Annotated in this window: 16 protein-coding genes; 13 read left to right on the top strand and 3 right to left on the bottom strand. The window is 59.9% G+C overall.

Features of this window, described 5'->3' with window-relative positions:
* Nucleotides 1-14 precede the first annotated feature (14 nt).
* The 7 genes from prpC (at nucleotide 15) to GTP23_RS20385 (ending at nucleotide 12,840) form a co-directional block, all read left to right on the top strand.
* On the top strand, nucleotides 15-1,160 hold the full coding sequence (prpC, locus tag GTP23_RS20355; protein ID WP_161036763.1) for a bifunctional 2-methylcitrate synthase/citrate synthase: 1,146 nt from the start codon (nucleotides 15-17) through the stop codon (nucleotides 1,158-1,160).
* Nucleotides 1,160-3,757, top strand: a complete 2,598-nt coding sequence (gene acnD, locus GTP23_RS20360; RefSeq protein ID WP_161036764.1) for a Fe/S-dependent 2-methylisocitrate dehydratase AcnD — start codon at nucleotides 1,160-1,162, stop codon at nucleotides 3,755-3,757. The genes prpC and acnD overlap by 1 nt, the downstream gene beginning before the upstream one ends.
* Before the next feature lie 2 nt (nucleotides 3,758-3,759).
* Complete coding sequence (prpF, locus tag GTP23_RS20365) at nucleotides 3,760-4,950, top strand: 2-methylaconitate cis-trans isomerase PrpF (RefSeq protein ID WP_161036765.1); 1,191 nt, start codon at nucleotides 3,760-3,762, stop codon at nucleotides 4,948-4,950.
* Nucleotides 4,951-4,984: 34 nt separating this feature from the next.
* Complete coding sequence (locus tag GTP23_RS20370; protein ID WP_161036766.1) at nucleotides 4,985-6,886, top strand: propionate--CoA ligase; 1,902 nt, start codon at nucleotides 4,985-4,987, stop codon at nucleotides 6,884-6,886.
* A gap of 93 nt (nucleotides 6,887-6,979) precedes the next feature.
* Nucleotides 6,980-7,288 carry a DUF485 domain-containing protein gene (locus GTP23_RS20375; RefSeq protein WP_161036767.1) on the top strand — a complete coding sequence of 103 codons (309 nt, stop codon included), beginning with the start codon at nucleotides 6,980-6,982 and terminating at the stop codon, nucleotides 7,286-7,288.
* Nucleotides 7,285-8,955 (top strand): cation acetate symporter, encoded by a 1,671-nt coding sequence (locus GTP23_RS20380; protein WP_161036768.1) that lies wholly within the window; start codon nucleotides 7,285-7,287, stop codon nucleotides 8,953-8,955. The genes GTP23_RS20375 and GTP23_RS20380 overlap by 4 nt, the downstream gene beginning before the upstream one ends.
* A gap of 252 nt (nucleotides 8,956-9,207) precedes the next feature.
* On the top strand, nucleotides 9,208-12,840 hold the full coding sequence (locus tag GTP23_RS20385; protein WP_161036769.1) for a bifunctional diguanylate cyclase/phosphodiesterase: 3,633 nt from the start codon (nucleotides 9,208-9,210) through the stop codon (nucleotides 12,838-12,840).
* A gap of 32 nt (nucleotides 12,841-12,872) precedes the next feature.
* Here GTP23_RS20385 and xth read toward each other — a convergent pair whose 3' ends face one another.
* Nucleotides 12,873-13,637, bottom strand: coding sequence for an exodeoxyribonuclease III (gene xth / locus GTP23_RS20390; protein ID WP_161036770.1), 765 nt, complete (start codon nucleotides 13,635-13,637; stop codon nucleotides 12,873-12,875).
* Between the two features lie 417 nt (nucleotides 13,638-14,054).
* On the opposite strand from xth, the gene GTP23_RS20395 reads away from it, so the two are divergent.
* Genes GTP23_RS20395 through GTP23_RS20405 form a run of 3 tightly spaced genes read left to right on the top strand, consistent with a single transcriptional unit; the run spans nucleotide 14,055 to nucleotide 15,165 of the window.
* Nucleotides 14,055-14,462 (top strand): phiTE_015 family protein, encoded by a 408-nt coding sequence (locus GTP23_RS20395; protein ID WP_161036771.1) that lies wholly within the window; start codon nucleotides 14,055-14,057, stop codon nucleotides 14,460-14,462.
* Complete coding sequence (locus tag GTP23_RS20400; protein WP_155434769.1) at nucleotides 14,462-14,656, top strand: DUF1653 domain-containing protein; 195 nt, start codon at nucleotides 14,462-14,464, stop codon at nucleotides 14,654-14,656. Before GTP23_RS20395 ends, GTP23_RS20400 begins: the two co-directional genes overlap by 1 nt.
* Nucleotides 14,657-14,715: 59 nt before the next feature.
* Nucleotides 14,716-15,165 carry a hypothetical protein gene (locus GTP23_RS20405; protein ID WP_161036772.1) on the top strand — a complete coding sequence of 150 codons (450 nt, stop codon included), beginning with the start codon at nucleotides 14,716-14,718 and terminating at the stop codon, nucleotides 15,163-15,165.
* Between the two features lie 76 nt (nucleotides 15,166-15,241).
* Here the strand turns inward: GTP23_RS20405 and GTP23_RS20410 are convergent, their stop codons facing one another.
* Complete coding sequence (locus GTP23_RS20410) at nucleotides 15,242-16,735, bottom strand: leucyl aminopeptidase (protein ID WP_161036773.1); 1,494 nt, start codon at nucleotides 16,733-16,735, stop codon at nucleotides 15,242-15,244.
* A 102-nt stretch (nucleotides 16,736-16,837) separates the two neighbouring features.
* Between GTP23_RS20410 and lptF the strand changes: the two genes are divergently transcribed.
* From lptF to GTP23_RS20425, 3 genes are read left to right on the top strand one after another with little or no spacing between them, the layout of a single operon-like run.
* Nucleotides 16,838-17,974, top strand: a complete 1,137-nt coding sequence (gene lptF / locus GTP23_RS20415; protein ID WP_161036774.1) for an LPS export ABC transporter permease LptF — start codon at nucleotides 16,838-16,840, stop codon at nucleotides 17,972-17,974.
* The gene (gene lptG / locus GTP23_RS20420; RefSeq protein ID WP_161036775.1) at nucleotides 17,971-19,140 is read left to right on the top strand and encodes an LPS export ABC transporter permease LptG; all 1,170 of its coding nucleotides are present in this window, start codon (nucleotides 17,971-17,973) and stop codon (nucleotides 19,138-19,140) included. Before lptF ends, lptG begins: the two co-directional genes overlap by 4 nt.
* An 11-nt stretch (nucleotides 19,141-19,151) precedes the next feature.
* Nucleotides 19,152-19,523, top strand: a complete 372-nt coding sequence (locus tag GTP23_RS20425; protein WP_161036776.1) for a sirohydrochlorin chelatase — start codon at nucleotides 19,152-19,154, stop codon at nucleotides 19,521-19,523.
* A 6-nt stretch (nucleotides 19,524-19,529) separates the two neighbouring features.
* Here GTP23_RS20425 and GTP23_RS20430 read toward each other — a convergent pair whose 3' ends face one another.
* On the bottom strand, nucleotides 19,530-20,321 hold the full coding sequence (locus tag GTP23_RS20430; RefSeq protein WP_161036777.1) for a glutaminyl-peptide cyclotransferase: 792 nt from the start codon (nucleotides 20,319-20,321) through the stop codon (nucleotides 19,530-19,532).
* Nucleotides 20,322-20,326 lie beyond the last annotated feature (5 nt).

Here is a 20,326-nt window from a genome sequence, read left to right on the forward strand (position 1 = left end):
GAGGAGAATCCCAAATGACCGAAGCTACCTTCAAACCAAAAAAATCCGTTGCCCTGTCGGGCGTTGCAGCCGGTAACACGGCGCTGTGCTCCGTCGGTAAGAGCGGCAATGACCTGCACTACCGTGGCTACGACATTCTGGACGTTGCCAATACCTGCGAATTCGAAGAAATCGCTCACCTGCTGGTACACGGCAAACTGCCGACCGAAGCAGAACTGAAAGCCTACAAAGGCAAACTGAAATCGCTGCGCGGTCTGCCAGCCAATCTGAAAGCCGCGCTGGAAGCGCTGCCTGCATCGGCCCACCCGATGGATGTGATGCGCACGGGCGTATCCGTGCTGGGCTGCACGCTGCCGGAAAAAGATGATCACAACACCCCGGGCGCACGCGATATCGCTGACCGCCTGATGGCGTCGTTCGGCTCCATGCTGCTGTACTGGTACCACTACAGCACCAACGGCAAACGCATCGACGTGGAAACCGACGACGATTCGATCGGTGGCCACTTCCTGCACCTGCTGCACGGCGAGAAGCCGCAGGCATCGTGGGTACGCGCCATGCACACCTCGCTGATCCTGTACGCAGAACACGAGTTCAACGCATCGACCTTCACCAGCCGCGTGATCGCCGGCACGGGTTCCGATATGTACTCGTCGATCACCGGCGCGATCGGCGCGCTGCGCGGTCCTAAGCACGGTGGCGCTAACGAAGTCGCTTTCGAGATCCAGAAGCGCTACGAAAATCCGGACGAAGCTGAAGCGGACATCCGCAACCGCGTGGCCAACAAGGAAGTGGTGATCGGTTTCGGCCACCCTGTGTACACCATCTCCGACCCGCGTAATGTGGTGATCAAGGACGTGGCACGCCAGCTGTCGGAAGAAGCCGGTTCGACCAAGATGTACGACATCGCCGAACGTCTGGAAAGCGTGATGTGGGAAGTTAAAAAGATGTTCCCGAATCTGGACTGGTTCTCGGCCGTGTCCTACCACATGATGGGCGTGCCGACCGCCATGTTCACGCCGCTGTTCGTGATCTCGCGTACTTCCGGCTGGGCCGCTCACATCATCGAGCAGCGCATCGACAACAAGATCATCCGTCCTAGCGCCAACTACGTTGGCCCTGAAGACCTGCAATTCGTGGCTATCAAGGACCGCAAATAATGAATACCCAATTCCGTAAAAGCCTGCCGGGTACCAAGCTCGATTACTTCGATGCGCGCGCCGCCGTCGATGCCATCGCGCCCGGTGCCTACGACAAGCTGCCGTACACCTCGCGCGTGCTGGCAGAGAATCTGGTACGCCGCTGCGATCCTGCCACGCTCAACGCTTCGCTGTCGCAGCTGATCGAACGCAAGCGCGATCTGGACTTCCCGTGGTTCCCGGCCCGCGTGGTGTGCCACGACATTCTGGGCCAGACCGCACTGGTCGATCTGGCCGGTCTGCGTGATGCTATCGCCGAGCAGGGCGGCAATCCGGCACTGGTCAACCCTGTGGTGCCTACCCAGCTGGTAGTGGACCACTCGCTGGCCGTGGAGTGCGGCGGTTTTGATCCTGACGCGTTTAACAAGAACCGCGCCATCGAAGACCGTCGTAACGAAGACCGTTTCGACTTCATCAACTGGACCAAAAAAGCTTTCCAGAATGTGGACGTGATCCCGCCCGGTAACGGCATCCTGCACCAGATCAATCTGGAACGCATGTCGCCCGTAATTCAGGTGAGTGACAACGTGGCTTACCCTGATACGCTGGTCGGTACCGACTCGCACACCCCTATGGTCGATGCGCTGGGCGTGATCGCTATCGGCGTGGGTGGTCTGGAAGCGGAGACCGTGATGCTGGGCCGTGCTTCGTGGATGCGTCTGCCGGACATCATCGGTGTGGAACTGAGCGGCAAGCCGCAAGCCGGCATCACCGCTACCGACATCGTGCTGGCGCTGACCGAATTCCTGCGCAAGGAAAAAGTGGTTTCCGCCTATCTGGAATTCTACGGTGCTGGCGCTACGGCGCTGACGCTGGGCGACCGCGCCACCATCGCCAACATGGCACCGGAATTCGGTGCGACTGCCGCGATGTTCTCGATCGACGAACAGACCATCAAGTACCTGAAGCTGACTGGTCGCGACGACGAGCTGGTGGCACTGGTAGAGCAGTACGCCAAGCATACGGGCCTGTGGTCGGATGCACTCAAGAACGCCGAGTACGAACGCGTACTCAAGTTCGATCTGTCCACCGTGGTGCGTAACATCGCTGGTCCATCGAATCCGCACAAACGTGTGCCGACTTCGGAACTGGCAGCACGCGGTATTTCCGGCGTAGTGGAAAACGAACCGGGCAAGATGCCGGATGGCGCCGTGATCATCGCAGCGATCACCAGCTGCACCAACACCAACAACCCGCGCAACATGATTGCTGCCGGTCTGCTGGCACGCAATGCCAACAAGGCGGGCCTGCTGCGCAAGCCTTGGGTGAAATCCTCGCTGGCGCCCGGCTCCAAGGCCGTGACGCTGTATCTGGAAGAAGCAGGCCTGATGCCTGAGCTGGAAAAGCTGGGCTTCGGCGTCGTAGCCTATGCCTGCACCTCGTGCAACGGCATGTCCGGCGCGCTCGATCCCGTAATCCAGCAGGAAGTAGTGGAGCGTGATCTGTACGCCACCGCTGTGCTGTCCGGTAACCGTAACTTCGACGGCCGTATTCACCCTTATGCCAAGCAGGCCTTCCTCGCTTCGCCGCCGCTGGTAGTGGCTTACGCGATTGCTGGCACCATCCGCTTCGACATCGAAAAAGATGTGCTGGGTACCGACGCCAGCGGCAAGCCGTTGACGCTGAAAGACCTGTGGCCTAGCGACGAAGAAATCGACGCCGTGGTAGCTGCTTCGGTCAAGCCTGAACAGTTCCGCAAAGTGTATATCCCGATGTTCGACCGCAGCAATGCCGTGGCCGAGAAGGCCGAGCCGCTGTACGACTGGCGTGCACAATCGACCTACATCCGCCGTCCGCCATACTGGGAAGGTGCGCTGGCAGGCGAGCGTACCCTGAAGGGCATGCGTCCGCTGGCTGTGCTGGGCGATAACATCACCACCGATCACCTGTCGCCATCGAACGCCATCATGATGGACAGCGCTGCCGGTGAATACCTGCACAAAATGGGTCTGCCGGAAGAGGACTTCAATTCCTATGCCACCCACCGCGGCGACCACCTGACGGCGCAGCGTGCCACCTTCGCCAATCCGACGCTGAAAAACGAGATGGTGCGTAATGCCGACGGCAGCATCAAGGCCGGTTCGCTGGCCCGCGTGGAGCCGGAAGGTCAGGTTACCCGTATGTGGGAAGCCATCGAAACCTATATGGAACGCAAACAGCCGCTGATCGTGGTGGCCGGTGCCGACTATGGTCAGGGTTCCTCGCGTGACTGGGCCGCCAAAGGCGTGCGTCTGGCCGGCGTGGAAGCGATTGTGGCTGAAGGCTTCGAGCGTATCCACCGCACCAATCTGGTCGGCATGGGGGTGCTGCCGCTCGAGTTCAAGCCGGGCGTGAACCGTCTGACGCTGGCGCTCGATGGCACCGAGACTTATGACGTGGTAGGCGAGCGCGCACCGCGTGCCACGCTGACGCTGGTCATCCACCGCAAAAACGGCGAAACGCTGGAAGTGCCGGTCACCTGCCGTCTCGATTCGTCGGAAGACGTGTCGATCTACGAAGCAGGCGGCGTGCTGCAGCGCTTCGCACAGGACTTCCTCGCGTCGTCCAAGGCGGCTTGATCATGGCGCATCTTCCACAGATCAAAGTCCCTGCGACTTACATCCGCGGCGGCACCAGCAAAGGCGTATTTTTCCGCCTGCAGGACCTGCCGCCTGCGGCACAGCAGCCGGGCGCCGCACGCGACGCCTTGCTGCTGCGCGTGATCGGTAGCCCCGACCCTTACGGCAAGCAGATCGACGGCATGGGCGGCGCGACTTCCAGCACCAGCAAAACCGTGATCCTCGCCAAGAGCAGCAAGGCCGATCACGACGTCGATTACCTGTTCGGTCAGGTTTCCATCGACAAGGCTTTCGTCGACTGGAGCGGCAACTGCGGCAACCTGTCGGCTGCCGTCGGCGCCTTCGCCATCAGCGGCGGTCTGGTCGACGCGGCCCGCGTGCCGCGCGATGGCGTAGCCGTAGTCCGTATCTGGCAGGCCAACATCAGCAAGACCATCATCGCCCACGTGCCGATGACCAATGGCGAAGTGCAGGAGACGGGCGACTTCGAACTCGATGGCGTGACCTTCCCGGCCGCTGAAGTGCAGCTCGAATTCATGGACCCTGCGGCCGAGGAAGAGGGCGCTGGTGGCTCGATGTTCCCCACCGGCCAGCTGGTCGATGATCTGGAAGTGCCCGGTGTGGGTACCTTCAAGGCCACCATGATCAATGCCGGTATTCCTACCATCTTCGTGAATGCCGACGCTATCGGCTACACGGGCACGGAACTGCAGGACGCCATCAACGGTGATGCCAAGGCGCTGGCCATGTTCGAAACCATCCGTGCTCACGGCGCTCTGCGCATGGGCCTGATTTCGGACCTGAGCGAAGCGGCCAAACGCCAGCACACGCCCAAGATCGCTTTTGTGGCGCCCCCCAAGGATTACGTATCCTCCAGCGGCAAAGCCGTGGCAGCAAACGACATCGACCTGCTGGTGCGGGCTCTGTCCATGGGCAAGCTGCACCACGCCATGATGGGTACGGCCGCTGTTGCCATCGGCACGGCCGCCGCCATCCCCGGCACGCTGGTCAGCCTCGCGGCAGGCGGCAAGGCACTGCCGGCGGTGCGCTTCGGCCACCCGTCCGGCACCCTGCGTGTGGGCGCGGAAGCCCAGCTCAAGGATGGCGAATGGAGCGTGACCAAGGCGGTGATGAGCCGCAGCGCCCGCGTACTGATGGAGGGATGGGTACGTGTACCTGGTGATACGTTCTAACTAGCTGCAATCTGATACGGAGTATGGAGGAGACATGAATTACGCTGATTTCTATCAGCGCTCTATCGCCACGCCTGAACAATTCTGGCAAGACGAATCTGCGCTGATCCACTGGAACACGCCATGCACGCAAGTGCTCGATCATTCCAACCCGCCGTTCGCCAAGTGGTTCGTGGGCGGCACCACCAATCTGTGCTACAACGCGGTGGACCGCTGGGCAGCCAGCCAGGGCGACAAGGCGGCGCTGATCGCCATATCGACGGAAACGAATACGGAACGCAGCTATTCGTTCACTGAACTGCAGCGCGAAGTCGAGCGCTGCGCGGCCGTCATGCAGTCGCTGGGCGTAGGCCGTGGCGACCGTGTGCTGATCTACATGCCGATGATAGCCGAAGCGGCGTTTGCGATGCTGGCCTGCGCCCGCATAGGCGCGATCCACTCGGTAGTGTTCGGCGGCTTTGCCGCCAACTCGCTGGCCAGCCGCATCGATGATGCCAAGCCGGTGCTGATCGTGTCGGCCGATGGTGGCTCGCGCAACGGCAAAGCCATCCCTTATAAACACCTGCTCGACGAAGCCATCAACCTGTCCTCGGCCAAGCCGGCCAAGGTGCTGCTGGTGGACCGCAAGCTGGCGGCGATGGAACTGGTGGCAGGCCGTGATGTGGATTACGCCGAACTGCGCGCCGCCCACATGGATGCGCAAGTACCGGTCACCTGGATGGAGTCGAACGAGCCTTCCTACATCCTGTACACCTCGGGCACTACCGGCAAGCCGAAAGGCGTGCAGCGCGACGTGGGCGGTTATGCCGTGGCGCTGGCCTCGTCGATGAAGTACAACTTCTGCGGCAATGCCGGTGAAACCTTCTTCGCTACCTCGGACATCGGCTGGGTAGTGGGCCACTCCTACATCGTGTATGGCCCGCTGATCGCCGGCATGGCTACTATCATGTACGAAGGCATGCCGATCTGCCCGGATCCCGGCATCTGGTGGAGCATCGTCGAGAAGTACAAGGTCACCCGCATGTTCTCGGCGCCGACCGCGATCCGCGTGCTGCGCAAGCAGCCGCCCGAATATATGCGCAAGTACAACCTGACCTCGCTGCGCGCACTGTATCTGGCCGGCGAGCCGCTCGACGAAACCACCTCGCAGTGGATCTACGACGAGCTGCACGTGCCCATTATCGACAACTACTGGCAGACCGAGACGGGCTGGCCTATCCTGTCGATTGCCAAGGGCATCGAAGACCTGCCTACCCGTCTGGGCAGCCCCGGCGTGCCCATGTATGGCTACAAGGTCAAACTGCTCAACGAGTCCACCGGCGAAGAATGCGGCGCCAACGAAAAAGGCGTGGTAGTGATCGAAGGCCCGCTGCCACCGGGCTGCATGCAGACCGTGTATGGTGACGATCAGCGCTTTGTGGATACCTACTGGTCCACCTTTACTGACCGGCAGGTGTACTCCACCTTCGACTGGGGCCTGCGCGACGCGGATGGCTATTACTTCATCCTGGGCCGTACCGACGACGTGATCAACGTGGCCGGCCATCGTCTGGGCACTCGCGAAATCGAGGAATCGATTACCAGCCACCCGAATGTCTCGGAAGTGGCCGTGGTCGGGGTAGAGGACAAGCTGAAAGGGCAGGTGGCGGTAGCTTTCGTGATCGCCAAGAACGCTGCCGAAGTCAGCAGCGACGAACAGCGTGCGGCGCAGGAGAAGGAAATCTTCGCCGTGGTCGATCGTCAGCTGGGCGCGGTGGCACGGCCAGCGCGGGTGTTCTTCGTGCCTCAGCTGCCCAAGACCCGTTCCGGCAAGCTGTTACGCCGCTCGATACAGGCTATCTGCGAGGGCCGTAGCCCTGGCGACCTGACGGCAATCGAAGATCCTGCATCTTTACAACAGATCCAGAACGCAGTGCAGAACGGCCTGAAAAATTAGTTTTGCCGTAAGGGGCTGGTAAGCCAGCCCCATTAATCTTGCCTCAAGCTCGAATAAAAAAAGAGTACCTGTACCTAAAATAGGAGACACAAAATGCAAGATCATCTCGTTCAGAAGATAAAAAGTGATCCCAACTATCACAAGTTGGTCAAAGTCCGTTCGGGCTACGGCTGGTGGCTGACGCTGGCCATGCTGGTGGTCTACTACGGCTACATCCTGCTGATCGCCTTCAACAAAGAGTTCATGGCAACCAAGCTCGGTGCCGGCGTCATGACCTGGGGGATTCCTCTCGGTCTGTTCGTCATTCTGTTCACCGTCATCATTACCGGCATCTACGTGCGTCGCGCTAACAGCGAATTCGACGAACTGACCGAAGCCATCAAAGCAAAGGTGAAAGCATGAACGCACGTAAGTTTCTCTCTCTGATGGCAGCCGTCGGGCTGCTCGGTGCCTCTGGTGCTGCTCTGGCAGCCGGTGGCGATCTGGGCCAGGCCACCAAACAGGCGACCAACTGGACCGCCATCATCATGTTCGGCGTGTTCGTGGTGTTCACCCTGTTCGTGACCAAATGGGCTGCTGCCAAGACCAAATCGGCAGCTGACTTCTACACCGCCGGTGGCGGTATCACCGGTTTCCAGAATGGTCTGGCGATCGCCGGCGACTACATGTCGGCTGCGTCCTTCCTGGGTATTTCCGCTTCCGTGTTCCTGAACGGTTACGACGGTCTGATCTACGCTATCGGCTTCCTGGTCGGCTGGCCTATCATCACCTTCCTGATGGCCGAGCGTCTGCGTAATCTGGGCCGCTTCACCTTTGCTGACGTAGCGGCTTACCGCTTCAAGCAGACCCCGATCCGCGTGTTCTCCGCTTCCGGTACGCTGGTGGTGGTGGCCTTCTACCTGATCGCCCAGATGGTGGGTGCAGGTCAGCTGATCAAACTGCTGTTCGGTCTGGACTACTGGATCGCCGTGGTACTGGTTGGTACGCTGATGATGATCTACGTGCTGTTCGGCGGCATGACGGCAACCACCTGGGTGCAGATCATCAAGGCAGTGATGCTGCTGGGTGGCGCTTCCTTCATGGCCTTCGTGGTGATGGCACAATTCGGCTTCAGCCCTGAAGCGCTGTTCGCTAAAGCGGTTGAAGTGCACAGCAAAAAAGACGCCATCATGGGCCCAGGTACCTTCATCAAGGACCCGATCTCGGCAATCTCCTTCGGTATGGCACTGATGTTCGGTACCGCCGGCCTGCCACACATCCTGATGCGCTTCTTCACCGTACCTAGCGCAAAAGAAGCACGTAAATCCGTGTTCTGGGCGACCACCTGGATTGGTTACTTCTACATCCTGACCTTCATCATCGGCTTCGGCGCAATCGTTCTGGTCAGCACCAACCCGGACTTCAAAGACAGCGCTGGCAAACTGCTGGGCGGTAACAACATGGCCGCTATCCACCTGGCTAAAGCCGTGGGCGGTGACGTGTTCCTCGGCTTCATCTCGGCTGTGGCATTCGCCACCATTCTGGCCGTGGTTGCCGGTCTGACCCTGTCGGGTGCATCGGCGGTATCGCACGACCTGTACGCTACCGTGATCAAAAAAGGTAAAGCTTCCGGCGCCAGCGAACTGAAAGTGTCGCGTATCACCACCATCGCTCTGGGTATCGTTGCTGTGGCTCTCGGTATCGCCTTCGAGAAGCAGAACATCGCCTTCATGGTGTCGCTGGCCTTCGCCATTGCTGCTTCGGCTAACTTCCCTGTGCTGTTCATGTCGGTACTGTGGAAAGACTGCACCACCCGTGGCGCTACCATCGGCGGCTTCATGGGCCTGATCACTGCAGTGGGCCTGACCATACTGTCGAAATCGGTGTGGGTGGACGTACTGGGCAATGCCAAGGAAATCTTCCCCTACGCTTCGCCAGCCATCTTCTCGATGACGGTAGGCTTCGTCGGTATCTGGCTGTTCTCGATCACCGACAAGAGCAAGCGTGCGGCAGAAGACCGCGCCGGCTACGAAGCGCAGGAAATGCGTTCCGAAACCGGTATCGGTGCTGACGCTGCCAGCGGCCACTGATGGTATCCGGCTAGACAGCACACGCGCCGAGCTAACTTTCAATGCGAAACTTAGCTATATCAAGTGGCTGGATTAGCCGAAAATAAATAATGCTTGAAACGCAATGCCCGGTTCGCCGGGCATTGTCGTTTTTAGGAGCTTTGCTCGGACGCCGCGTTGGCGTAGTCCTAGTTTGTGGTTTATCATCTGCCAACTATGCTGCCAAGTGGTAATGGGCGAGGTAGCATCGCCGATCAGATGCCACAGGTATTCATGACTTACGTTGCAAGCTATTCCGAATTTATTGCCGAGGCCCTCGCGCTGGTAGGCGTTCCCGCCTGCGCTTACGACGTGGACGGCACGCTGCTTGCTGCCAATCCGGAACTGGTGGCTTTGCTGGGTACAGACCCGGCCGGACGCAATGCGGGCGATCTGTTCGCACGCCATGTGCGTACTGCCAGCCTGGCCGCCATGCAGACGGCAGTCGAGGACTATCAGCGCTGGGACAGTTGCCTGACCTGTGCCGACGGGCGCTATCTGTCCGTACAGGCCAGCAGCAAACCGCTGCCGGCCAGCGCCGGCGTGCGTGGCGCCACCATCGTATTCCATGATATTACCGAGCTGGAGCGCGATCAGCGCGCGCTGCGCAAGACGCTGCTCGAGCAGCAGGCCATACTGGAAAATGCCGCAGTCGGGATTCTGTTCACCAGGGCTTCCACGGTACAGGAGTGCAATATCCGCTGCGCCGAGATGCTGGGCTATAGCCGGCAGGAACTCGAAGGCGGCTCCACCAATCAGGTCTTCCCGACCGAAGCGGAGTTTATCGAACTGGGGCGGGCAGCTGGTCCGCTGCTGGTGCAGGGTCTGTCGTTCAAGCGCGAAGCGCAGTTGCGCCGCAAGGATGGCACGCTGTTCTGGGCCCGCCTGTATGGCCGGGCAGTCGATCCTAGCAACACGGCCGATGGCACCATCTGGATCGTCGAAGACATCAACGAGCATCGCATCGATGAGGAAAAACTGCGCCGTGCGCTGCTGGAGATGCAGGCCATTATGGACAATGCGCCGCTGGCCATCGTGTTCCAGCGCGATCACCGCATCCTGCGCTATAACGACCGGTTTGCCGAATTCTTCGGCTTCAGCGTCGATAGCGGGGTGGGGCGCCTGACATCCACCCTGTACCCGTCCGGCGCGATGTTCGATGCCGTGATGGCGCAGGCCTTGCCGCTGCTGGCCAGCGGCAAGCCGTATCAGGCCGAAATGGAAATGCGCCGGCAGGATGGCTCGACCTTCTGGGCCCACGCCTTCGGCTACGTGATCAATCCGGGCCGCTCGCAGCAGGACACTATCTGGATCTTTGATGACCGCAGCGCCCAGCGTCAGCATGAAGAAGGCACGCGCCAGCTGCTGCTGGAACAGAAAGCGATTCTCGATAACGCATCGATCGGCATCCTGTTCAGCAAATCGCATACAGTGGTCAGCTGCAATCCGCGCATGGCGCAGATGTTCGGCTACGACGTCAACGAAATGATAGGCCAGCCTTCGTCGGCCGTGTTCCCGTCCTATGAGCTGTACCGGGCGTTCCGGCGCGAAGCGGCGCCGCTGCTGGGCAAAGGGCTGCCGTTCGAGCTGTCCGCGTATGAGTTCAAGCGCAAGGATGGTAGCCTGTTCTGGTGCCGCGTGCGCGCCAAAGCCGTCGATGCCAGCCACCATGAAGGCGGCACCATCTGGATTCTGGAAGATGTGACGGTGTCGCGCCAGATGCAGATGGAAGTCGAAGCCATCATGACCAATGCTTCGATGAGTATCCTGTTCACCAAGAACCGCGTGGTTACGCGCTACAACCGCGGCTTTGCCGAAATGTTCCGCTACGAAGGCGATGCGGCGCTGGGCCTGCCCGGCATGGCGCTCTACCCATCCCGTGCCGACTACGAAGCGCTGGGCGCGCAAGCTTATCCCTTCCTGTCGGTGGGCAAACCGTTCCAGACCGAGATCGAGATGCGGCGCGCCGATGACACGCGGATGTGGGCGCAGCTGATCGGCTATGTCATCAATCCCGAAGATCCGACCCAGGGCACGATCTGGGTGATCGAAGACCGTACCGAACAAAAGCGCGCCGAAGAATCGCTGCGCAATGCCCTGCTGGAGAATCAGGCAATTCTTGATAGTGCCGTGATGGGCATCTCGATGATCGAACAGGGCCGCAACGTGCGCTGCAACGCCAAGATGGAAGAGCTGTTCGGCTATGCGCCCGGTGAGATGCAGGCGCTCAGCGTGCAGTCCTTCTACCCCGATCTGGAGGAGTGGGACAGGGCCCGTGCTGCTACCGCACGCGATTTCGAGGCGGGCCGCGTGCACGCTTCCGAATACCGGCTGGTGCGGCGCGATGGCTCGCTGTTCTGGGGCCGCCTGTCGGGCCGGCCGTTCGATCTGTCGCAGCCGCGCGGGCGCTCGGTCTGGCTGGTGGACGATGTGACGGAACGCCACGAGGCGGCCGATGCCGTGCGCCGCGCGCGCGATGAACTGGAACTGCGCGTGCAGGAACGTACGGCCGAACTGGCGGGCGCCAACGCCCAGCTGCAGGCCGAGATCGTGGAACGCCGCCAGGCCGAAGCGCGTGTGCATCACATGGCCTACCACGACAGCCTGACCGGTCTGCCGAATCGCGCCCTGCTGGCCGACAGGCTGGATCGTGCCATGCTGGCGGCGCAGCGTTCGGAACGCCTGCTGGCCGTGATGTTCATCGATCTGGATCGCTTCAAGACCATCAACGATACGCTGGGCCACCTGACGGGCGACCAGCTGCTCAAGGAAGTGGCCAGCCGTCTGTGCCGCGCGGTGCGCGCCAGCGATACTGTGGCCCGTCTGGGCGGCGACGAATTCGTGGTGCTGGTGCCGGGCATACGTTCGTCCGAAGAAGCCAGCAATGTGGCACAGAAGATTATCGAAGCCCTGTCCGAATCCGTCCCGCTGGAAGGGCGTAATCTGCATATCACGCCGTCGATAGGCATTTCCGTCTTCCCGGATGATGGCGGCGACGTTGAAACGCTGATGCGCCACGCCGACGCGGCGATGTACCACGCCAAAGCCAGCGGCCGGAATAATTACCAGTACTTCAAAGAGGCCATGAACCAGACGGCCGCGCGCCACTTCGAGCTGGAGTCGAGCTTGCGCGGCGCGCTGGCACTGGATGAATTCGAGCTGTACTACCAGCCCATCATGGATATCGGCACGCGCCGCCTGCATAGCATGGAAGTGCTGCTGCGCTGGCGCCACAAGGGCGAGCTGATACAGCCCGACCATTTCATCCCCATACTGGAAGAGAATGGCCAGATCGTGGCCGTGGGCGAGTGGGTGCTCAGGCAGGCCTGCAGCCAGAGCATGGCATGGCGCGCAGCCGGCATGCTGCCGGTGCCGCTGGCGGTGAATCTGTCGCCGCGCCAGTTCATGCACCGTGGCCTGATGGATGCCATCCGCACGATATTGTCCGATACCGGCATGGACCCGCAGATGATCGAATTCGAGATCACCGAAACGGCGCTGATGCAGCACGGTGAGCAGACGCTGGATGTGCTGGGGCAGATCGACAGGCTGGGCATCCGCCTGTCGATCGACGATTTCGGTACCGGTTACTCGAGTCTGGCCTATCTCAAGCGCTTCCCTGTGAAGAAGCTGAAGATAGACCGCGCCTTCGTCAAGGATCTGGAAGCGAGCGCGGAAGACCGCGCCATCGTGGACGCGATCATTGCGCTGTCCGACAGCCTGCAGCTATCGGTGGTGGCGGAAGGGGTGGAGACGGAAGGGCAGTATGCCTTGCTGCAGCGTAGCGGCTGCCAGTATGCGCAAGGCTATCTGTTCTCGCAGCCAGTGCCGCATGCTACAGCCCAGCTGCTGCTGCCGCGCGCCTGAGCGGGCGCCGGCAGGCTGCGAGGTCGCGCCTATCAGTCCAGCGTGGCCACCACGGGCGCGTGGTCGGAAGGCTGCTCCCATTTGCGCGGCACGCGGTCGATGATACAGGCGCTGCAGCGTTGCACCAGCGCGGGCGAAAGCAGTATGTGGTCGATGCGCAGCCCTTTGTTGAGGCGGAAACCCAGCGCGCGGTAATCCCACCAGCTGAACGATTTTTCCGCCTGTTCGAACAGGCGGTAGGCGTCGGCCAGACCGATGTCGAGCAGGCGCTGCAGCGCTGCCCGTTCCGGCACCGACACCAGTACCTGACCTTCCCACGCAGCCGGATCGTGCACATCGCGGTCTTCCGGCGCGATGTTGTAATCGCCCACCACGGCCAGTTGCGGGTGCTGCGCTGCTTCGCTTTGGATCCAGTCATGGAAGGCGGCCAGCCAGCCCAGCTTGTACTGGTATTTATCGGAGTCTATGCTCTGGCCGTTAGGCACATAGGCACACACCACCCGCACGCCATCTATCGTGGCGGCGATGATACGTTGCTGGGCATCTTCATACAGCGGATTGTTTTTGACCACATCGGCGATGGGCAATTTGGAAATGATGGCGACACCGTTGTAGGTTTTCTGGCCGCTGAAGACGACGTGATAGCCGGCCGCTTCGATGGCGGCTTGCGGGAACTTATCATCCGTCATCTTCGTTTCCTGAATACACAGCACGTCGATGGGGTTTTCCTCCAGCCACTTCAGTACATGGGGCAGGCGGACGTTGAGGGAGTTGACGTTCCAGGTGGCCAATTTCATTATTGTGTTCTTTCTTGCGTTGCCGTTGGGGCGGTTGAATTCATGCCGCGCATCTTACCGCATCTGCCGGAGGCCGGTTGTTGTTGCTAAGTTAATCATTTTTGTAAAAAAACATCGAAAAGGACTTTGTGCGGAACGAGGGCGAGGCTAAAATGCAGCAAATCGCCGAAAAATGAAAAAAAATTTCTGAAAATGTCTCGCCGTTGTCAAAATTGAACGGAAAGTACAGACATAGTAAGCAAAAAAGAAATATACTATTGCAAATTCATCAGAGAACTAGTTTTTCTCGGCGGCAATAAAAAATATCAAGTACCGCGCATATTTCTATGTTGTAAAAGAATAATAAATGGTACTATATGGAAATTACTTGTGGTTTTAATAGTAAATTGCGCGTAGCGCATTTGCAAAGGATGAAAAATGCGAGCTGCATTTGAAGCATGGGCACAGAAAGACGGTCACATCGTCCGACGTCGTGAAGATAAACCTGATGAATACCTGGTCTTTGAGACCCAGCGCCGCTGGGTGATCTGGCAGGCTGCGCTGGCCCACGGCAAAGCGCCCGGCGGCCGCAAAACGGCAGCCCAGAAGGAAGCTGAAGCTCAGGAAAAAGCTAAACAGGCAGTACAGCGCGCACCGGCCATTGCACAGAACGATGCAGCCGTGCGTAATCAGGTGCTCAACGAAGTACTGGACGCGTTCTCGTCGCTCGGCGGTGCCGGTGGTCTGGACGATATCCTGAAAGTGGTGCAGAGTCTGAAACAGAAGCAGGAAACCGTGGCCGAGCAACCGGCCAAAACGGCAGAACGCGTGCACCACAACGCCTGATGGCGCAACGCTACAGGCATTACAAAGGTGGCCTCTACGAGCTGGTGTGTGAGGCCACCCAGGAAGCTGATCTCCGTCCAGTCATTGTGTATCGCGCCGCGAACGGCACGGTCTGGACCCGTCCCAAAGATGTTTTCTTCGAACTGGTCGAGGTCGATGGCGTGAAAGTGCCACGCTTTACACCGCTTGATTGAGCCTTTGCTTTTCCTCCCCGCTGCTACACTGGTCTGACCGAAGATACTCTGGGTCTACCATGTTCCATCGCTTATTCCCTGTTACTGCTGGCATTGCCGCACTGCTGGCGCTGAGTGCCTGCGCCACCCTGACGGAAAATACCGAGCAATCCGTGCTGGTGCAGACGGTGCTCGATCACCGCCAGATCGCCGGCGTTGGCTGCGTGCTGTCCAACGATGTGGGCAAATGGTTTGTGACGACGCCAGCCCGCATCAGCCTGCGCAAGAGCGCCAGCCCGCTACGGATCGACTGCAAGCAGGATGGTACCGGCTGGGCTTACGAGCGAGTCGATTCCAAGGCGAACAGCAGCCTGTGGGGCAATCTGGTACTGACGGCGGGCGTGGGCTATTTCGTCGACAAGAATACCGGTGCCGGTTACGAATATCCGGCCACCCTGACAGTGCTGATGCGGCCTGCTACGGAACGCGATGCAGCGCCTGCACCGGCGGCCGGCGTGACTCTGTACTGAAACGTCGCCGCGGCGCCAGCGCCGCCCGGTATAAAAAAAGGCCCGCATTGCGGGCCTTTTGCTTGGGTGTGCCGGATCAGGTGCGGTTGATCAGGAAGTTGGCCAGCAGCGGTACCGGACGGCCGGTAGCACCCTTGGCGCCGCCCGATTTCCAGGCCGTGCCGGCGATGTCCAGGTGGGCCCAGGTGTATTTGCGGGTGAAGTTTTCCAGGAAGGCGGCGGCCGTGCAGGAAGCGCCACCCGGCGTGCCGATGTTGGCCAGATCAGCGAAGTTGGACTTCAGCTGTTCGTTGTACTCTTCGCCGATAGGCAGGCGCCATGCGGTGTCGCTGGCAGCTTTACCGGCGGCCATCAGCTCGTCGGCCAGCTTGTTGTGGGCGTCGTCGTCACGGGTAAACAGGCCGCTCTTATGGTGGCCCAGCGCGATGATGCAGGCGCCCGTCAGGGTGGCGATATCGACCACGGCGGCCGGGTTGAAGCGCTCCGAGTAGGTCAGCGCATCGCACAGGACCAGACGGCCTTCGGCATCCGTATTCAGGATTTCGATGGTCAGGCCATTCATCGAGGTGACGATGTCGCCCGGCTTGGTGGCGCGGCCCGACGGCATGTTTTCGCAGGCCGCGATCACGCCGATCACGTTCAGCTTCAGATTCATTTCGCCGATCGCGCGGAAGGTGCCCAGTACCGATGCGGCACCGCCCATGTCGAACTTCATCTCGTCCATGCCAGGACCGGCTTTGAGCGAAATACCGCCTGTATCGAAGGTGATGCCTTTACCGACCAGTACTACCGGGGCGTCTTTGGCTTTGCCGCCCATGTGTTTCAGGATGATGAATTTGGGCGGCTGTTCGCTGCCGTTGGTGACCGACAGGAAGCTGTTCATTTTCAGGGCTTCCAGCTGTTTGCGGTCCAGCACTTCAACGTCGAACTTGTAGTCCTTGCCCAGTTTTTTGGCAGTGTTGGCCAGATAGGTCGGGGTGCAGACGTTGGCCGACAGGTTGGCCAGTTCCTTGGTCAGGTCCATGCCGTTGGCAATCGCGATGGCCTGAGCCAGTGCCAGCTTGGTGGCGGCGGTGCTGGCCACGGCCAGAGCGATTTTCTTCACGCCGCTTGGCGCAGGGTCCTTTTTGCTCTTCTGGCCGTCGGTGCGGAACACGCCTTCATGGGCAGCCTGCACCACGCAGCGGATTGCCCAGTTAACGTCGCGCTCTTTCACTTCCGTCATTGGCAGTGCGATAATAGCGTCGCTCGCGCCCAGCGTTGCGAAGACCTTGAGTGCAGCGGCCACGCCGCTGGCAAAGCTCTTTTCGCTGATGCTGTCTTCGCTGCCCAGACCTACCAGCAGTACGCGCTCGGCGCTGGCGCCTTTAACGCCGCGCAGCAGCAGGGTGGAGCCAGCTTTGCCGGAGATGTCACCAGACTTCAGCGCCGCGCTGATTTCGCCCGAAGCATCGAGTGCCTTGGCCGCTTGCGACAGCTTCTTGTTTTCGAAGACTGCAACGGCCACAACGCCGGCTTTGGCCGTAGCGATGGTGTTTTTTGTGTCGAATGCTTTTATGCTAAAGTCCATTTGATTCTCCGTGTCGTGTACGAATTGCCAGCCCGTTATGCAGGCTGTTATTTAAACTGTGGCTCTGTGATGAGCCCTTAACTACCGAATTATAAACTTCGAATGATCTTTCAACGCGCCTTACGTCGTGAAATGGCCAGTGCCGCCGGGGCCACCTTCACGGTGCTGTTCAGTATCAGCGTGACGTGGACCCTGATCGGCGTCCTTGGTAAGGCTGCCGGCGGCAAGGTCGCTTCGGGCGATGTGATCGCGCTGATCGCCTTCGCCGCCTTGAATTATCTGCCAACTATCGTCATCCTCACCAGCTTTATTTCTGTGCTGATGGTGGTCACCCGCACCTACCGCGATTCGGAAATGGTGGTGTGGTTCGCCTCCGGCCTGAGCCTGACCCGCTGGATCAAGCCGGTGCTGAGTTTCGGCCTGCCGCTGGTACTGCTGACGGCAGGCCTGAGCTTTATCGCCACGCCATGGGCCCAGCTGAAAAGCTCGGAATATGTCGACCGTTTCGAAAAGCGCGAAGATCTGCAGAAAGTCTCGCCCGGCCAGTTCAAGGAATCGGCTTCGGCCAACCGGATTTTCTTCGTTGAGGGCGTGGCCGGCGAGAAGGCCGTGGTGCAGAACGTCTTCGTCAATACGGTGGATGAACATGGTACGGCGGTGGTGGTGGCGCGCGAAGGGGTGATCAATACCGGCCCCAAAGGCGAACGCTATCTGGTGCTGAAGAATGGCCGCCGCTATCAGGGCACGCCGGGCCAGTCCGATTTCCAGACCATGGAATTCGAGAGCTACAGCATGCGTGTAACGCCGCGCAACCAGGATCTGGACGCCGAGCGCAATATCAATGCCGTGCCGACCATGGAGCTGCTGACCGATAACTCCAACTTCGCCCGCGCCGAACTGCTGTGGCGTATCGCTTCGCCGGCCACTTGTCTGATCCTGATACTGCTGGCCATCCCGCTCGGTTTCGTCAATCCCCGCGCCGGCAGTTCGGCCAACCTGATCATCGCGCTCTTGATCTTCTTCAGCTACAGCAATCTGGTCAAGCTGGTGGAGGCCAGCGTCAAGCAGGGCAAGGCCAGCTTCGTCATGTCGTGGTGGCCGCTGCATCTGCTGGCGTTGCTGCTGGTGCTGGCGCTGTTTGCTTGGCGCCTCAACCTGAACCACCGTTATCACCCGCTGGCTTTGCTGTCGGCTCTGAAACGCAACCGCGTTGCTGACACGAAGGCCGAACTCAAATGAAAATCCTGCAACGCTATTTTGCGGTCTCCATTCTGCAGGCCGTCGCCTTTGTGCTGGTGGCATTCCTTGCCCTGCAGGCCTTTATGGACCTGACGGGCGAGCTGCCTTCGGTCGGCAAGAACGGCTACGCGATCCAGTACGCCTTCATGTATGTGCTGGTACAGTTGCCGGGCCATGTGTACGAGGTGATGCCGCTGGCCGCACTGATCGGCACTATCTATACGATGGCGCAGTTTGCCGCCACCTCGGAATTTACCATCATGCGTGCGTCCAGCATGTCGACCGGCATGGTGGCCTGGATGCTGGCCAAGGTGGGGCTGGTGCTGGTGCTGGTGACTTTCCTGTTCGGTGAAGTGATCACGCCCCGTACCGCGCCTATCGCGGAAAAAATCAAGCTGACGGCTCGCGGCGCGGCGATTTCCTCGGAATTCCGTTCCGGCCTGTGGACCAAGGACATCGTCAAATCGGAAGGCATGAAGGGCGCTGTCATCGGTTCGCGCTTCTTCAATGTGAAGAAGGTGCAGCCGGATGGCACGCTGGTGGGCGTCAAGCTGTACGAGTTCGATAACGAGCTGCGTCTGCGCTCGATTACGCTGGCGGCCACGGCTTCCTTCAAAGGCAATAACCTGTGGCAGATGACGGATGTAACGGAAAACCTGTTCACTAATCCGGGGCTGCTGAAGCCGGGCAGTGTGGCCACGCTGGAGAATAACTTCGCGCAGGACACCAGCATGATCAGCACCAGCAAGCTGGCGACCAAGGATCTGCTGTCCGAAGTCACGCCGCGCATCCTTGCGGTGGCAGGCTCCGATCCGGATCGCATGTCGGCTGCGGAACTGGCCGCCTACACCCGCCACTTACAGGAAAACAAGCAGGAGACGGAACGCTTCAAGATCGCTTTCTGGAAGAAGCTGTTCGATCCGCTGGCGATTTTCGTGCTGATGGCGCTGGCGCTGCCGTTCGGCTATCTGCACACCCGTGCCGGTGGCGTGAGCCTGAAGATTTTCATCGGCATCATGATCGGTGTGAGCTTCCTGCTGGTGAACACGCTGTTCTCCCATCTGGGCATGCTCAGCACGTGGCCGGCCGTGATTACGGCGATAGCGCCCAGCATATTGTTCCTGCTACTGGCCCTGTGGGCGTTGTGGTGGGTGGAACGACATTAAGGAATCAGCTTATGAGCCGCGCACTTGTATTGTTTGCCCACGGCGCACGCTCTGCAGCGTGGGCTGTACCTTTTGAAAAGCTGCGCGATCTGACGCAGGCCCGTCTGCCTGACGTGCAGGTGCGTCTCGGTTTTCTCGAACTGATGGCGCCGCGCCTGCCCGAGCTGGTGGCCGAGCTGGCCGCCAGCGGCGTCACGCAGGTGACCGTGGTGCCAGTATTCCTGGGGCAGGGCGGTCATGTGATGCGCGACCTGCCCGTGATGGTGGAAGAATTACGCAACAGCTATCCGCAAGTGGCGATTAACGTGGTGGAAGCCGCCGGTGAGAATGCGGCGGTGCTCAATGCCCTGTCGGACTACTGCGTGGCGTCGCTGCCTGTCTAAGCCGCTTTATTTGCGCGGCACCAGTTTGATTTCATACAGCTTGGGCCACAGCTTGCCCGTCACGAACAGGCGCTTTTTCTCGGCATCGTAGGCGATGCCATTCAGGACGTTTTCGCCGTTCAGGCCTTTGCCGGCAGCGGGATACAGCCTGGCCAGATCGATCCAGCCTATGATCTTGCCCGTCGCCGGATCAATGCGGGCGATGGTGCTGGTATGCCAGATGTTGGCGAAGATTTCGTCGCCCACCACTTCCAGTTCGTTCAGCTGATCGACGGCGATGCCGTCGGCCGTCACTTTCACGCGCCGTACTTCGAGGAAGGTCTTGGGATCGAGGAAGCGCAGCGTGGCCGTGCCATCGCTCATGATCAGTTCTTTGCCGTTCTGGGTCAGGCCCCAGCCTTCCCCCGGATAGACAAACTGGCTGCGCATTTCAAAGCTGGCCAGATCGAACACAAAGCCCGTCTGTGTCTGCCATGTGAGACCTACCAGCGTATTGCCCCATACGGTCAGGCCTTCGCCGAAATACTGCGGCGGTATGTCTTTGCTTTGCAGGACAGCACCCGTTTCCAGATTCACTTTGCGGATCGATGATTTACCATTCAGGCCAGTGCTCTCGTAGAGGAAACCATCGCGGTACAGCAAACCTTCCGTGAACGCCTGCGGGTCATGCGGATAGCTGCGCACGACCTTGAAATCATAGGTGGGAATGGTAGCTGCAGCGGCCAGCGGCAGCAGGGCCGTGGCGAGCAGGGCGAATGAGTAGCGGGCAGTGACGTACGACGTGCGCAGAAAATCCATTGTGA

The organism is Duganella fentianensis, from assembly GCF_009857835.1.
Classification (GTDB): domain Bacteria; phylum Pseudomonadota; class Gammaproteobacteria; order Burkholderiales; family Burkholderiaceae_D; genus Rugamonas; species Rugamonas fentianensis.

Coding starts and splice junctions, on each gene's coding strand:
- prpC (WP_161036763.1), top strand. CDS start 15: ATGACCGAAGCTACCTTCAAACCAAAAAAATCCGTTGCCCTGTCGGGC.
- acnD (WP_161036764.1), top strand. CDS start 1,160: ATGAATACCCAATTCCGTAAAAGCCTGCCGGGTACCAAGCTCGATTAC.
- prpF (WP_161036765.1), top strand. CDS start 3,760: ATGGCGCATCTTCCACAGATCAAAGTCCCTGCGACTTACATCCGCGGC.
- GTP23_RS20370 (WP_161036766.1), top strand. CDS start 4,985: ATGAATTACGCTGATTTCTATCAGCGCTCTATCGCCACGCCTGAACAA.
- GTP23_RS20375 (WP_161036767.1), top strand. CDS start 6,980: ATGCAAGATCATCTCGTTCAGAAGATAAAAAGTGATCCCAACTATCAC.
- GTP23_RS20380 (WP_161036768.1), top strand. CDS start 7,285: ATGAACGCACGTAAGTTTCTCTCTCTGATGGCAGCCGTCGGGCTGCTC.
- GTP23_RS20385 (WP_161036769.1), top strand. CDS start 9,208: ATGACTTACGTTGCAAGCTATTCCGAATTTATTGCCGAGGCCCTCGCG.
- xth (WP_161036770.1), bottom strand. CDS start 13,637: ATGAAATTGGCCACCTGGAACGTCAACTCCCTCAACGTCCGCCTGCCC.
- GTP23_RS20395 (WP_161036771.1), top strand. CDS start 14,055: ATGCGAGCTGCATTTGAAGCATGGGCACAGAAAGACGGTCACATCGTC.
- GTP23_RS20400 (WP_155434769.1), top strand. CDS start 14,462: ATGGCGCAACGCTACAGGCATTACAAAGGTGGCCTCTACGAGCTGGTG.
- GTP23_RS20405 (WP_161036772.1), top strand. CDS start 14,716: ATGTTCCATCGCTTATTCCCTGTTACTGCTGGCATTGCCGCACTGCTG.
- GTP23_RS20410 (WP_161036773.1), bottom strand. CDS start 16,735: ATGGACTTTAGCATAAAAGCATTCGACACAAAAAACACCATCGCTACG.
- lptF (WP_161036774.1), top strand. CDS start 16,838: ATGATCTTTCAACGCGCCTTACGTCGTGAAATGGCCAGTGCCGCCGGG.
- lptG (WP_161036775.1), top strand. CDS start 17,971: ATGAAAATCCTGCAACGCTATTTTGCGGTCTCCATTCTGCAGGCCGTC.
- GTP23_RS20425 (WP_161036776.1), top strand. CDS start 19,152: ATGAGCCGCGCACTTGTATTGTTTGCCCACGGCGCACGCTCTGCAGCG.
- GTP23_RS20430 (WP_161036777.1), bottom strand. CDS start 20,321: ATGGATTTTCTGCGCACGTCGTACGTCACTGCCCGCTACTCATTCGCC.